Annotated in this window: 11 protein-coding genes; 7 read left to right on the plus strand and 4 right to left on the minus strand. The window is 46.5% G+C overall.

Annotation, left to right across the window (positions count from 1 at the left end; translation table 11 throughout):
* The first annotated feature begins 609 nt into the window (after positions 1-609).
* Together R0I52_RS05345 and R0I52_RS05350 are read left to right on the plus strand one after the other, a co-directional pair.
* On the plus strand, positions 610-1,599 hold the full coding sequence (locus tag R0I52_RS05345; protein WP_075100589.1) for a LysR family transcriptional regulator: 990 nt from the start codon (positions 610-612) through the stop codon (positions 1,597-1,599).
* A 398-nt stretch (positions 1,600-1,997) separates the two neighbouring features.
* Complete coding sequence (locus R0I52_RS05350; protein ID WP_317053477.1) at positions 1,998-3,386, plus strand: NAD-dependent succinate-semialdehyde dehydrogenase; 1,389 nt, start codon at positions 1,998-2,000, stop codon at positions 3,384-3,386.
* Between the two features lie 76 nt (positions 3,387-3,462).
* On the opposite strand, the gene purN is transcribed toward R0I52_RS05350, so the two are convergent.
* The gene (gene purN / locus R0I52_RS05355; protein WP_317053478.1) at positions 3,463-4,146 is read right to left on the minus strand and encodes a phosphoribosylglycinamide formyltransferase; all 684 of its coding nucleotides are present in this window, start codon (positions 4,144-4,146) and stop codon (positions 3,463-3,465) included.
* A complete protein-coding gene (gene purM, locus R0I52_RS05360) occupies positions 4,146-5,207 on the minus strand; it encodes a phosphoribosylformylglycinamidine cyclo-ligase (protein WP_317053479.1) in 1,062 nt (353 codons plus the stop codon). The genes purN and purM overlap by 1 nt, the downstream gene beginning before the upstream one ends.
* 394 nt (positions 5,208-5,601) lie before the next feature.
* On the opposite strand from purM, the gene R0I52_RS05365 reads away from it, so the two are divergent.
* From R0I52_RS05365 to R0I52_RS05375, 3 genes are all read left to right on the plus strand, one after another.
* Positions 5,602-6,708, plus strand: coding sequence for an AI-2E family transporter (locus R0I52_RS05365; RefSeq protein ID WP_317053480.1), 1,107 nt, complete (start codon positions 5,602-5,604; stop codon positions 6,706-6,708).
* Between the two features lie 314 nt (positions 6,709-7,022).
* The gene (gene hda / locus R0I52_RS05370) at positions 7,023-7,826 is read left to right on the plus strand and encodes a DnaA regulatory inactivator Hda (RefSeq protein ID WP_317053481.1); all 804 of its coding nucleotides are present in this window, start codon (positions 7,023-7,025) and stop codon (positions 7,824-7,826) included.
* A 191-nt stretch (positions 7,827-8,017) separates the two neighbouring features.
* Positions 8,018-8,719: a DUF2057 family protein gene (locus R0I52_RS05375; protein ID WP_317053482.1), complete on the plus strand. Its 702-nt coding sequence runs from the start codon at positions 8,018-8,020 to the stop codon at positions 8,717-8,719.
* A gap of 119 nt (positions 8,720-8,838) precedes the next feature.
* Here the strand turns inward: R0I52_RS05375 and R0I52_RS05380 are convergent, their stop codons facing one another.
* Together R0I52_RS05380 and R0I52_RS05385 are read right to left on the minus strand one after the other, a co-directional pair.
* Complete coding sequence (locus R0I52_RS05380; RefSeq protein WP_105243933.1) at positions 8,839-9,318, minus strand: Dps family protein; 480 nt, start codon at positions 9,316-9,318, stop codon at positions 8,839-8,841.
* A gap of 490 nt (positions 9,319-9,808) precedes the next feature.
* The gene (locus R0I52_RS05385; RefSeq protein ID WP_317053483.1) at positions 9,809-10,468 is read right to left on the minus strand and encodes a YcxB family protein; all 660 of its coding nucleotides are present in this window, start codon (positions 10,466-10,468) and stop codon (positions 9,809-9,811) included.
* 583 nt (positions 10,469-11,051) lie between these two features.
* On the opposite strand from R0I52_RS05385, the gene serS reads away from it, so the two are divergent.
* Positions 11,052-12,338, plus strand: coding sequence for a serine--tRNA ligase (gene serS, locus R0I52_RS05390; protein ID WP_317053484.1), 1,287 nt, complete (start codon positions 11,052-11,054; stop codon positions 12,336-12,338).
* A 281-nt stretch (positions 12,339-12,619) separates the two neighbouring features.
* A complete protein-coding gene (gene tkt / locus R0I52_RS05395; RefSeq protein ID WP_317053485.1) occupies positions 12,620-14,617 on the plus strand; it encodes a transketolase in 1,998 nt (665 codons plus the stop codon).
* Positions 14,618-14,717: the final 100 nt, after the last annotated feature.

Below are 14,717 nucleotides of genomic sequence, written 5' to 3' on the forward strand. Positions count from 1 at the left end.
AGCTACTAAACTTGGTCGTCGACAGATGGTGGGTAAAATATCGATAACAATGGGGCGTATCCATATATCGCTCAGGGGCTTACGCTAAATTATTAGACAGCAGTGTCATTATTGGCGATAAGAGATGTTACAATATTCAATGCCGTAATCGCTGGGTTTGGTTGCAATCCATGACCGCTATCCTCTAGATAACAGGCCTGCGATTGGAATTTTTATAACGTTGTCGCAGCGATAACTTTCATAAATGTATCTTTTATCAACACGGTTTGGCGGCTTGTACGACCTGCTCATCAGAGTCTGATAGACCGACATAAATAGCGCACAAACAGAATGGTTGTGGCCCGTGTTGCAAATCATCTACGGGATTCACTATAACTGCCTTACCAAGATTTATCTAATTTATGATAGTTATCTTTAGTATTTTTATGGGTTATAATGTATAGATAACAGCGGCTTACGACTGGTAAATCGCGTTATCATCAGTGGGCCCTAACGCAAAATATAAAATAAATAGCGATATTATGCAGTTACAGGCTGATGGTCAGCATAATTGCACAAAAAATGCCAAGCTTATAAAAGGCGTTTATTCAAAAGCCAAGAGAAATATATATGAATTTGCAGCGGGTAGATTTAAATTTATTGGTACATTTAGATGTGTTGTTACGAGAAAAAAACGTTACGCGGGCAGCCGAGCAGCTTGGCATTACCCAGCCTGCCATGAGCAATATTTTGCGGCGGTTGCGCAAGCTGTTTAATGACCCATTATTGGTGCGCTCGTCTGAGGGCATGACACCAACGGAGCGTGCATTAGAGCTGCAGCCACGTATTCGTGAGATATTGGCTGACTTGACGCAAGTGCTGGAACCACGCACAGAATTCCGCCCTTATAGCACCTCACGCGTGTTTCGTATCATGACCTCAGACTACGCCGAGGCGACGCTGGTGCCAAAGCTGGTCAAAGCGCTGCGCTCTGAGGCGCCCAATGTGATTTTGGACTTTTTGACGCCCTCTGATGTCTCCTACCGTGATATGGAGCAGGGCCGTGTGGATTTGGCGATAAACCGCTTTAATGAGATACCGCAAAGCTTTCACCAAGTGCTGGTCTGGCGTGATACATTTAGTTGTCTGCTGTCCTCTGAAAGCCCTTATGCCAACCGCTTTAATCTAAAAAACTACCTAAAAGCTCAGCACGTTTGGGTATCCAAAACAGGTATGGGGGTCGGGTTTGGGGTCAACCCTGAAAAGTCTGGCGGTCTTGGTTCTATCGATCAAGCATTGCAGCGCTTGGGTCAAAAACGGCAAATCAGCGTTTTTACCCGCCATTATCAGATGCCAGCCATGCTTGCAGCAAATAAAGACTTGATTGCTACTTTGCCGACGCGCGTGGCTCGTATGCAGGCCAACAACGACAGTATCATTATGGAAGAGCCACCGTTTTTCATTCCTGAATTTGAGCTGACGATGGCTTGGTCACCACTACTCCAGCATCATCCAGCCCATCGCTGGCTGCGTCAGCTGATCATGCACGTGGCGCGTCAGGTGGTTGCTGAAGAAGAAAACCCGCCACAAAACATACCTGTTATCAATCATTTGTTCTGATTTAATACATCTTGCCTCTACTCATTAGCTTACTCTCTCAAAACCAGCCATAAGGCTGGTTTTTTGTTTTTAACTCGATAGATGATCGCCGATGAAAGTGAGCACACATCTCCTAAATCTCTATTAGATAAGAGGGGGCAATATCTCAGTGATACTCTTAACATCTTACGCACACTTCTTTATATCTTGTAAACCTACTCACCAAGCATTTTGCTATGATAAATGAGATTTAATAAAGATAATAAAAAAACAAGGCTATTGTTAAGTTTTATAACACTGTTTTTTATCACACTATACAGACGGTTCTATTTCATCATCAGAGCCGATTATAAGTCGATCAATACTTTAAAATTGATTTAAATAGACCATTATCATCTATAACAACAAGGATATATATCATGGCAGATATTACGACAGTAAACCCAGCAACGGGCGAAAACATCAAAGACTACAACTACATGAGTAATGATGAAGTCAATAAGATTATCGAAGCGTCTCATAAAGCATTTATGGATTGGCGTCTGGTAAGCGCAGAAGAGCGCTCTAAAGTCATCAAGTCAATTGGTGATACGCTAATGACGTATAAAGATGAGTTGGCGAAACTGATGACCGAGGAGCGAGGCAAAACTCTCAAAGCCAGCTTAGCAGAAGTCGATCTATGTAAAGCCATTTGTGACTTTACAGCGCAAGAGGGTGTTGCCGCTCTAGCCGATGACGAGCGTGAGATCGAAGGGATTAAAAAAGGCCTTATCAGTTATGACCCTATTGGTATCATTTATGGTATTCAGCCTTGGAACTTTCCAGCTTATCAAGTGTTTCGCTACACCATTGCCAACTTGATGGCGGGCAACAGTATCTTGCTAAAGCATGCTTCAAACGTCACAGGCTCAGGCCTGCTTATTGAAAAAATCATGCATGAATCAGACTTACCAAACGACTTATTTCGTGCTTTGATTATCAATCACGATCAGTCTGAGCAAGTGATTGAGCATGAGAAAGTACGTGGCGTAACGCTGACGGGTAGTGATGCGGCCGGTAGGGTAGTGGCACAGCAGGCTGCCAAAGTGCTCAAAAAGACGGTAATGGAACTGGGTTCTAATGATGCGTTTATCGTATTAGAGGATGCGGACTTAGATCTTGCGGCGGCGACCTGTGCCCATGCTCGTCTTTATAACAATGGTGAGACTTGTATCGCAGCCAAGCGTTTTGTGGTCGTTGATAGCGTCTATGATAAGTTCCGTGATTTGGTCATCGAAAAGTTTAAGGCCTACAAAGTCGGTGATCCAATGGAAGAATCTACTGACGTCGGTCCAATGTCGAGTAGTAAACAGCGTGATACCCTGCATGAACAAGTACAAGAGAGTGTCAATAAGGGCGCAACCATTACTCTAGGGGGTGAAGTGCCAGAAAAACCTGGCGCGTTTTATCCACCAACGATTTTGGAGAATATCAAGCCAGATCAGCCAGCGTATAAAGATGAGCTATTTGGTCCAGTTGCCTCTTTAATACGTGCCAAGGATCAAGAGGATGCGTTTAGAATCGCTAATGACAGTCGTTATGGGCTAGGGGGTGCTATCTTTTCTAAAGACGAAGAAAAAGCAATAAGTCTTGCCCAAGATCACTTCGATACTGGTATGGTATATATCAATGGCTATAATCTAGTCCATCCAGGACTGCCATTTGGTGGGGTTAAAGATTCTGGCTATGGCCGTGAGCATGGTGGCTTTGGTATTAAAGAGTTTGTGAATATTAAGGCTGTGCATGTGGTCAATAAGAAACCAGCTTAAAGCCTCAGCTTCTACATAATTTTTATTACTGTTATTATGATCCCCTCGTTACTTGAGTAACGAGGGGATTCTTGATTTAGTCATTTAGCCAAAGTTTTAGGGGTAGAGCAGGTAAGACAGAGGGGGTGGTCTGCGCTATATTAAGGTCGATGACGCCTTTTGCGATAAGCTGAATCGTCCAAGGCAACAGCTGATGCTCGAGCTGTTGTACCCTTGTTTGCAGGCCATCAGCGGTGTCCTGAGGTGTAACGCTAAGCAGTGCTTGGGTTAAGACCGAACCTGCGTCAAGCTCGGCGGTGACGACATGGATACTACAGCCATGATGGCGATCGCCTGCTTGTATGACGCGCTGATGAGTATCAAGGCCTTTGTAAACAGGTAATAGCGAAGGGTGCAGGTTGATCATCGGCGCAGGCGCATGGTCGATAAACCCAGCGCTTAGTACCCGCATAAAGCCTGCCAATACAATCAAGTCTGGCTGCCAAGCGCTCAGTTGCGTGCTGGCATGAGCCTCGAAAGTCTTGATGCCCATGCGCTTGCCGCTGGCCACATGTGACAACACGGTGACAGGAATATCTGCGTCTTTTGCGCGTGTGACAGCGTAGGCATCTTCGCGATTACTGATGACGCCGACAATCTCAATCGGTAGCGTCCCTGCGTGCATAGCGTCTATCAAAACCTGCAGGTTACTGCCGCTACCAGAGACCAGTACCGCCACGCGTAGTGGCTGATGGTGAGCTGTATGATGGCTATCTGACATTAACGGTACACCACCGCGTCTGCCTGCTCATCAGTGCTGCGTTTGACCATTTCCCCCAATTGCCATGCGGTTTCGCCGGCAGCATTTAAGGTGTCGATGGCTGCTTGCGCTTTGTCTTTTGGTACCACGATGACAAACCCAACGCCGCAGTTAAAGGTGCGGTACATCTCGCTTTGCTCGATATTGCCTTGGGTCTGAAGCCAAGTAAACAGCTCCGAGAACTGCCAGCTTGCCGTGTCGATACTAGCGGCCAGATCATCCGGTAGCACACGGGGTAGGTTGTCTGTGAGGCCGCCGCCGGTGATATGCGACATGGCATGCAGGGCTGAGCTGCCAAGGGTATCTTGCAACGCCTTGATGGCTTTGACATAGATACGAGTCGGTGCCATCAAGGCATCTTGAATAGGCTGACCGTCAAGCATCTCGTCGCTGGTGGTGACATCCACGCCGCTTACGTCGATGACTTTACGTACCAATGAGTAGCCATTTGAGTGTGCGCCACTAGAGGCAAGGGCAATCAATACATCGCCTTCGCTGACGTTTTTGCCTGTGATGACTTCGCTTTCTTCGACCACACCGACGCAGAATCCCGCTAGGTCATAATCATCGTCTTGATACATGCCAGGCATCTCAGCGGTCTCCCCGCCGATAAGCGCACAGTTTGACAGCTTGCAGCCCTCGCCAATACCAGTGACCACAGTCGCCGCGACATCGACGTCCAGCTTGCCTGTCGCATAGTAATCTAAGAAAAACAATGGCTCAGCACCGCATACAAGCAAATCGTTGACGCACATAGCGACCAAATCGATACCGATGGTGTCGTGACGTTGTAGCTGCAATGCTAATTTAAGTTTGGTGCCAACACCATCCGTCCCTGATACCAGTAGAGGCGAGGTGTAACCAGTCGGAATACGACAAAGCGCTCCAAAGCCGCCAAGTCCGCCCACAACCTCAGGGCGAGAGGTGGCTTTTGCCACTGATTTAATACGTTGAACCAACGCATCGCCAGCATCAATATCAACGCCAGCATCTTTGTAGCTTAAAGAAGGCTTGTTACTCATGGTCATCTCACAAAATTTATAAGGAATGAAGGTGGGTCAAAAAGCGAGTTGGTTGTGATAACTCTGAAGGTCGTGGGCGCATTATACCCAAAAACCGCCCTGACTCGCAAAGCAACTTGCCACTTATTCGCTATATTTGCATCAGTTTGCGCCAGATCGTCAGCGCTTGCCAAAAAACTCTGATTAAACCATAAAGCATCCTGACTATAGTGAACGACTAAAAGTGACAGTTGCCCGTAATTGCTCCGTATGGTTTTGCTGGCATGTTACTACTTACAATCATATAAGAAACAAAAAATGACGGATTTTTTGCTGTACTTTGCGATAATAGAACGCAAAATCATTGTCAATCACTGTTCACTATTTTTATTGACCAATCGCAGGGTTACCCACCATGATAAATCAAACCATAGATCCTTTTTTCCGGCGCTTATTTATCGTGGCGTCGATGGTGGTGGCGCTTTTTTTATTGTATTTGATGATGCCAGTCATCATTCCGTTTGCTTTTGCTTTTGTACTGGCGTATTTGTTTAATCCGCTGGTCAAGCGCCTATCAAAATATATCAAGCGTTGGGTGGCGATTCTCATTGTCTATGCCACCATCACGCTGGGCATGGTGCTACTGCTTTGGTGGCTGGTACCGACGTTATGGCATCAGTTGCAAGCGGCTTGGGAATATCTGCCAAAGGTGCTAAATTGGTACAATCAAGTCGTGCGTGAATGGTTTGCTAATAACAGCCGTATTCGTTTGCCTGAGTTAGAAGCCAAAGGGTTTTCTGAAACGTTGGTCGACTATATGCAGACGAACTATAAGTTTGCAGATGCCAGTACGATGATGAGTCAAATCATCGCCTCTAGTATGAATTTTATCAACAATGCAGGTCTTATCGTACTGGTGCCAATTTTGACTTTTTATTTTTTATTCAACTGGGATCAGCGGTTGCAGACTTGGAAGATGGCCATACCAGCACCCTATTGCAAAAAAGTGATACAGGTGGCGCATGAGTGCGACCGTGCATTGATGGCATTTATCAAAGGTCAACTGTTGGTCATGGTATTGCTGGGCGCGATATATGCAGTGCAGTTGCAGCTTATCGGCCTTGAGCTGGGTCTGATCATCGGGATGGTGGCAGGTATCGCAAGCTTTGTGCCTTATTTGGGGTTTGGTATCGGTTTTATTGCAGCCATTGTCGCCTGTTTGTTTCAGTTTGGGCTAGACTGGACCTATTTGGCATTGATTGTAGGGGCGTTTTTAGTGGGGCAAGCAGCAGAGGGTTATATCCTGCAGCCACTGTTGTTGGGGGATAAGATTGGTCTATCGCCGTTATGGGTCATCTTTGCGGTATTGGCAGGGGCAAGCTTATTAGGCTTTGTCGGGATGCTGATTGCACTGCCTGTGTCAGCTGTCCTGAATGTGTTATTTCGCCATTTGTATGATTATTATCGCTCAACCGATCTGTATAAAGGCCACAAGCAACTGACATTGTTTAAGGATCAATGATCCATGTGTCTTAGGGTTTTATTCCTCTCGTTATCATCACTATTTTAAAATGAGGATGCGCCCGAATGATGAGTGATAACAGTTATACCGTGGATTGTATGAGCGTGAATGCCGATTGATGCAAGGTAAAGGGTAAAAGACTTGTCAGTCATTTTACAAATATGTTATATATAGGCGCAGTATTCACGGTATTTATCGTTCCTAGGTTGGCTTGGATTAGCGTTCATAAAAGCACAAGCTACCCAAGTCAGTTTAAAAATATTAGTCGTTTAGCCTTTTTAGTGATTGCGCTACGCAAACCGAGTTGATGATTCATGGCAGAAGCACAGCTAAGTCTCAATCTGGACATTAAGCACGATGCAAGTCTTAGCGATTTTGCAGGTCCTGGTTGGATGTCGATTATTGATGCAGTCAGGCAGCTACATGTCGGCCTGATCGGTCAGTTATACCTATTTGGCAGCCCTGCGACGGGTAAGTCTCATCTGTTGTCCGCTATTTGTGAGTCATATATAGAAATGGATAAGACGGCTATCTGCTTGTCGCTCAATGAGCTGATTCATACAGATGTCCATGTCCTCTCGTCGTTAGAAAACTTTGATTTAATCGCCATTGATGACTTAGAGGTGCTAGAGCAAAGTACCCAGTGGCAAGAGGCTTTGTTCCATCTGATCAATCGTAGCCGAGAAGGGCAGCGCCAGTTATTGTTTGCCGCCGACAAACCTGCAAGTGAGCTACCGTTTGGGCTGAGGGACTTGCTGACGCGTTTGGCTCAATCGCCGACCTTTAAGGTTCCTAATGGCCATGACTTCGCTGACCGTCAGGCGCTGCTGCAGTCTATCTTGCGCCGCCGCGGCTGGCAGTTTGACGACCGTATCATCGATCACTTGCTGACTGACGGGCCACACCGTATCGGTGCGATGATGGACGTGCTCAATTATATTCAGCCCATGTTTTCCAATCTTGGCCGCAGCAATATCTCCAAAGCCGTCATCAGTGATGCGCTGCGTACCATCGATGAGCAAACGCTGGCCGCTGAGCTGGCAGATATTGCTCAAGAAACGCAAGTAGATAACAGCACAGCAGAGCAAGACCAACATACCATGCCACTCGACTTTTAGGCGGTGTGTTTCTTACTGCTAATGGGTTTGATTACTGCTTCTAAGTTTGATTGCACGATAAATAACGGCGTATGTTATGAGTAACCCAATACGCTGTCATACAGAAAACAACGGTTTTTTACCCATTGTTTGCCAGCTGTTTGCCAACCCGCTTTATTCTCTAAAACGCCACATGACTACTGGACTCACTTATGAAACCAAATGCTTCTTTGTTAAAAAAACTGACTATCAGTGCTTTGCTTATAGGGGCAGGTTCTGTCTCTATGCTATCGCACGCGGCCGTGACGCTGTTGGTCGATGATCATATCAAGGTCACTGCCATCAATGGTCAAGAAGTGCAGCAGAGTGCTTTTCAGCCGCTCATAAAGAAGTTTACGTTGCAGCCTGGTACGCATGCGATTACGGCCAAATACGACCGTTTGTACAACTTGCGCCGTGATGAGCACGACTATTTGCGCTCAGGCAATGTCAGTGTGACCGCGCAATTAGCAGACAATCAAACCTATCGCCTGACCATGCCAAGCCAGCCAGAAGCGTACGAAGCGGCGAGAGAGTATGCCAAACGTCCGACATTGGCTGTAGAGCAAAACAATACCGTGATCGCCAGCCAGCAAAGCCTCGGCAATCAACAAGGCGGGCTGTTCTCAGGCTTGGGTAAAGCCATCGGCGGCGTGTTTGGTGGTGCAGGTGACGCCGAGCGACAAAACCAGCGAGCGATTGCCGCTTTAGAGCAGCCAGCGACTCAGTCGCCTCAGAGCAGTGTCGATACAGGCACCGCGCAACCTATGCCAGCGGCTGTGCAAACTGGTAATACTCTTGATAGCTTTATGCAGCTATGGCTACAGGCGACCCCTGCGGAGCGCGAAAAAATCCGTCAGTGGATTCAAAAATAAGCAGCCTAAGTGTTTTGAACCAAAAAAAAGCACCCATTGGGTGCTTTTTTAGTGCTTATGTTTTTCGTACTTATATTTTTAGTGCTTATGTATAAGTATAGGCATCGTATTTTATAGCCTTAGCCCAAAAACGCATTATACATCCAGATCAGTTTTTCTTGCTGTTGTACGTATTCATCGACCAAGTCTGCTGTGCCTTGGTCTTCAGCTTTTTCGGCCACTAATGACACGTCGCGCTGCTCTTCGATCAAAGCTTTTAGACCAGTAACCACACCTTTCACACAAGCGTTACCATCTTTGACGTTTTTGTCTTCAGAGATGCTGGTGTGCTGAGCAAAGTCGCTATAAGCATGTAGTGGCGTACCACCTAATGTCAAGATACGCTCAGCGATCTCGTCGATCTCTACTTGTAGGCTGGTATATAGCTCTTCAAACTGTGGGTGCAAAGTAAAGAAGTGCTCGCCCTTGACGTTCCAGTGATAGCCACGGACGTTGATATAAAACATATGATAGCTTGATAGTAAGTCATTTAGCTTGCTGATGACTTCGCTCATGTCTGCTTTTTCTAGACCAATCTGGTTGGTTGCATTATTACTCATGATATTATCCTTATAGTTTGAGTGTTCAATAAAAAGTCGTATTAAAAAGCCTAGTAGCATACGTAATCTTTAGTCACCAAAAAGATGACCAAAAAAATCACTAAAAAGCTTGATAATAAAGAAGACTAAGAGTGTAGCAAGTCATGGGCTACGTAGCTATGCTCATTCATATAATATAGCCGTTTTGCCAAAAAAAATAACAATATAAATGATATGGCGATGCTCGCATCAAACCAACTGCCAGTTGCCTATAAGGCTACCGATGGCAAGTATCATAAACAAAGGTATTTACTATCAAAAGTAGGTATTATCCTCATACCTACTTTCTTGTGACTTCTAAACCCTTCCTTCCTCTACTGATGACTATCATAGCAAAACATCATGGATAGGTTAAATTGATTAATTTTAACTATATGATTGATTGTCTATAACTAAGGCGCGCCCTAGAGGTATAGAGCGCTTTTGTATCATAAGCTGCTAAAAAATATTATTAAGCAGGCGGTTGCAAGCTTTCAGGGTTTAAGCCTTTAACGGGCACCACTTCTTGGAGATGCTGACGCACGGTATCGATCGGAAACTTTTGCGCTTGTAGGCGTTTTGGGACGATCTGGCTGCCTTGTTGGCCTTTGACCTCAAACATCATAAAAATGTAATCGTCGGTTTCATCCCAGCTTTTGACAGCAGACCATGGAATGACGGCCTGCTGGGTTTGGCCTGCACGCATCTGCATGCCGCGCATCTGATTGCTATTAAACATCTCTGGTTGATTGACAGGCATGGCCATCACCAATCCGTGCTTTTGTACGCCCAGCTTCATCTGGCGCATCTCATCGGGCATTTCTTGATCGGCCACTTGTTTTTCAAACTCTCTTTTGACGTACCATTTAAAACCAAGGGTACGCACCAGTACATAAATCACCACGGCCACTAGCATCAACCAAAAGATAATCGTAGAGTAGCCCGTGACAAACACCAAACCTGCAATCGCTAGTATCACGACCACGGCCATGACGACCCATTCTTTGGTCTTAAAACTGGATAGACCAAACGAGGGACTCGCACTGGCAAACAGCTCATACTGTGCTTGATGAAATTCGGCTTCGGTAAGGTTTAAGGCGATGGGTTGGAGCGTGTAAGGGTACAGGGCCATAGAGGTTTCTCAGATACTTGTGTTAACAGCGTTGGGTTTCGATCGCCAAAGCAGGACAGCGTCGCCGTACTTGGCTAAAGACAGAAAAAAGATATGCGCTTATCTTACCGAAAAGCGCTCTTAAATGAAACATATAAGCGGTGCGATGGCGGGATTGGTCTTATATTTCTATGGATGCGCTGTGCGCAGGTGGTATTTATATAAAATAAAAACCACTCCAGCATAACAAGCGCTACGGCGTGAATATGGCACCACAAAAGTCTTGTTAGGGCGTTATCGTAATATCACTGAGAACATCGCCAAAATATAGGCAAAACATGGTCAAATCTGCTGGGTCTTGGTATCATAGCGGCTATTATATATTCTTATAACCAGCATGGTACATCAGGCGGCTTGATATCCATCAGTGCGTCATTAAGACAATCATCAGAACCATTTTAGGATAATGCGATGGTCCTTTAACAGGCCATGTAAATCTATTATCTTAGCGAAATTGGCCTGACAGAATGCTCTGATTGGCTGATCTGATTATCAATACGCCCTATTAAAATTTTACCCACATTTAGCGTTACAGGCGACTATTATGATTGATCCGAAACTCTTGCGCGGCGATTTAAGTGATTTACAACAGCAGCTAGCCACTCGCGGCTACGAGCTTGATATGGCTTTTTGGCAAAATATCGAAACCGAGCGTAAATCGCTACAAGTCAAAACCGAAGAGCTACAATCGCGCCGTAATGCGGGGGCAAAGCAAGTGGGCGTGCTAAAAAAATCAGGCGAAGATGCCAGCGAGCTACTGGCCCAAATGCAAAGCATCAGTGGTGAGATTAAGGCGGCAGAAGATGAGCTGCGCACCCTGCAAGAGCGCATCACACAAGCGGCCATGCAAATCCCCAATATTCCAGCAGCAGATGTGCCTGTCGGGACGTCAGAAGATGATAATGTCGAAGTGCGCAAATGGGGGACGCCGCGTCAGTTTGATTTTGACATCAAAGACCATACCCATATCGGTGAAACCTTGGGCATGCTGGATTTTGAAGCGGCTACCAAGCTGACCGGTAGTCGTTTTAATGTGCTCAAAGGGCAGCTGGCGCAGATGCATCGCGCTTTGATTCAGTTTATGCTGAACACCCATACGGTCAAGTACGGCTATCTTGAGACTTATTTGCCTTATATCGTCAATAGCGAGAGCCTAAAAGGCACCGGTCAGCTACCAAAGTTTGAAGAAGACTTGTTTAAACTGACCAATCATACCAATAACGATGAGATGGACTTTTATTTGATTCCGACTGCAGAAGTGCCGATGACCAACTTGGTACGCGGCGAGCGTTTGGATATCAAAGAGCTGCCATTGAAGTTTACTGCCCATACGCCATGCTTCCGTAGTGAAGCTGGCTCGCATGGCCGTGATACCCGTGGTCTGATTCGTCAGCATCAGTTTGAAAAAGTTGAAATGGTCAATATCGCTACTAGCGAGCAGTCAGATGATTTGCTTGAGGCGATGACAGGTCAAGCCGAAGATATCTTGCAACAGCTAAATCTACCTTATCGCGTGGTACAGCTATGTACAGGTGATATGGGCTTTGCGGCTCAAAAAACTTACGATATCGAAGTATGGCTACCAAGCCAAGACACCTATCGCGAAATCTCTAGCTGCTCAAACTGCGGTGACTTTCAGGCACGCCGCATGGGCACACGAGTCAAAGATGGTAAACAAACCAGCCTTGCTCATACGCTAAACGGTTCAGGCCTTGCTGTTGGCCGTACGCTGCTGGCAGTGATGGAAAACCATCAAAATGCTGATGGCAGTATTAGCATTCCAGAAGTGCTGCGTCCATATATGGGCGGAGCTGAGACCATTTTGGTTTAATACAGTGATGTTTTTATAAGCTGCTATCTAAACTGCGGGTCATCAATGGACTCGCGGTTTTTTTTGATCCGTGTTGGTTTGAAAAAACTGATACAAATGATGATTAAATACAAACGATTCTATCAGCGCATTTTTAGCGTGCCTGATGGCAAATATGTTAATATAGCACTTTGACTTTATCGTCTGTCTGTCGATGATGCGTTAGGCGTTTTTGGCAGACTATCCTCGAGTAAACTCTCCTCTTATGCTCCACATTTCTGATTCGAATATTAGGACACTCTATGCCAGCTCCAATTAGCGAACGTAAACTAGCCAATGCCATCCGTGTACTGTCGTTTGATGCGGTTCAAAAAGCCAACTCAGGACACCCGGGCGCGCCGATGGGCATGGCCGATATTGCCGAGGTTTTGTGGCGTAAATTTTTAAAGCACAACCCTGCCGATCCTAACTGGCACAACCGCGACCGTTTTGTTTTATCAAATGGTCATGGCTCGATGCTGATTTATGCATTGCTACATTTGACTGGTTATGACGTCAGTGTCGATGACCTAAAAGGCTTCCGTCAGCTGCATTCAAAAACCCCAGGTCATCCTGAGTATGGCTATACCCCTGGTGTTGAGACGACCACAGGCCCACTCGGTCAAGGTATCGCCAATGCCGTTGGTTTTGCAATTGCCGAAAAGACCCTTGCCGCCCAGTTTAACCGCGATGGCCATAACATCGTCGATCATCATACCTATGCGTTTTTGGGTGATGGCTGCTTGATGGAAGGCATCAGTCACGAAGTGTGTTCACTCGCAGGCACGCTAGGGCTTGGCAAGCTGGTCTTCTTCTATGATGACAATGGCATCTCTATCGACGGTAATGTCGAGGGCTGGTTTACCGACGATACCAAAGGACGCTTTGAGTCTTATGGCTGGCAAGTCATCACCGTCGACGGTCATGATGCAGACGCGATCACCGCGGCCACCGAGCAGGCCATTAACGAAACGGCAAAGCCAAGCTTAATCATCTGTAAAACCACCATCGGTGCTGGTAGTCCGAACAAGCAAGGTCTAGCGGCTAGCCACGGCGCGCCACTTGGTGATGACGAAATCGCCTTGACTCGTGATGCGTTGTCTTGGAAACATGCCCCATTTGAGCTAGACGATGAAATCTATGAAGCGTGGGATGCCAAAGCCAAAGGCGATGTGCAACAAAAGAACTGGGATGCTGACTTTGCAGCGTACAAAAAAGCCTACCCAGAGCTGGCAGACGAGCTATTACGCCGCCTAAATGGCGAATTGCCAGCTGATTTTGCTAGCCAAGCAAAAGACTATATCCAGCAAACCCAAGAAGCAGGCGGTGATGTCGCCAGTCGTAAAGCCAGTCAAAATGCGATCAATGCTTTGCAGCCATTATTGCCAGAGATTATGGGCGGTTCAGCCGATCTTGCCGGCTCAAACCTCACGCTATTTAAAGACGCAAAGGGGATTGAGACCGACAGCGACGGCAACTATATCTACTACGGCGTGCGTGAGTTCGGTATGACTGCGATTGCCAATGGTATCGCATTGCATGGCGGCTTTATCCCTTACGTGGCGACCTTTCTGATGTTTATGGAATATGCGCGTAATGCCGTGCGTATGGGCGCACTGATGAAGCAGCGCATCATTCATGTTTATACGCACGACTCGATCGGTCTGGGTGAAGATGGCCCAACGCATCAGCCAGTCGAGCAGTTGACTAGCCTACGCACCACGCCGAATCTACGCACATGGCGTCCTTGCGATGCGACCGAATCGGCGACGGCTTGGGTAGAAGCGATTAAGTCAGCAAACAATCCATCTGCCTTGATCTTTAGCCGTCAGAGCTTGCCACATCAAGCGCGCGATGAGAGCCAAGTCGCGAACATCGCCAAAGGTGGTTACGTACTAGCCAAAGAACAAGGCGAGCTAAAAGCAATTATCATCGCCACCGGCTCAGAAGTTGGCCTAGCGATGCAAGCGCACAAGACGCTTAGCGAAAATGGCATTGGCGTGCGTGTGGTCTCTATGCCATGTGCCGAAATCTTTATGGAGCAAGACGCTGATTATCGCGAGTCAGTATTGCCTGCCACTATCCGCGCACGCGTCGCAGTAGAAGCAGCGCACGTAGACTACTGGTATAAGTTTGTCGGTCTCGATGGCAAAGTCATAGGTATGACTACTTATGGCGAGTCAGCACCAGCCAGTGACTTGTATAAAGAGTTTGGTATTACCACCGACGCTGTGGTTGAAGCGGTAAATAGTTTGGTCTGATGAATCGGAGCTTAGACTGAGTTGTTGAGTCTAAAAAAGAGCTACTAGAGTAATCTGGTGGCTCTTTTTTTTGGCAAACTAATCGGTCGATTTTTTATGG

The organism is Psychrobacter sp. CAM01 (assembly GCF_032842965.1).
In the GTDB taxonomy this organism is placed as follows: domain Bacteria; phylum Pseudomonadota; class Gammaproteobacteria; order Pseudomonadales; family Moraxellaceae; genus Psychrobacter; species Psychrobacter celer.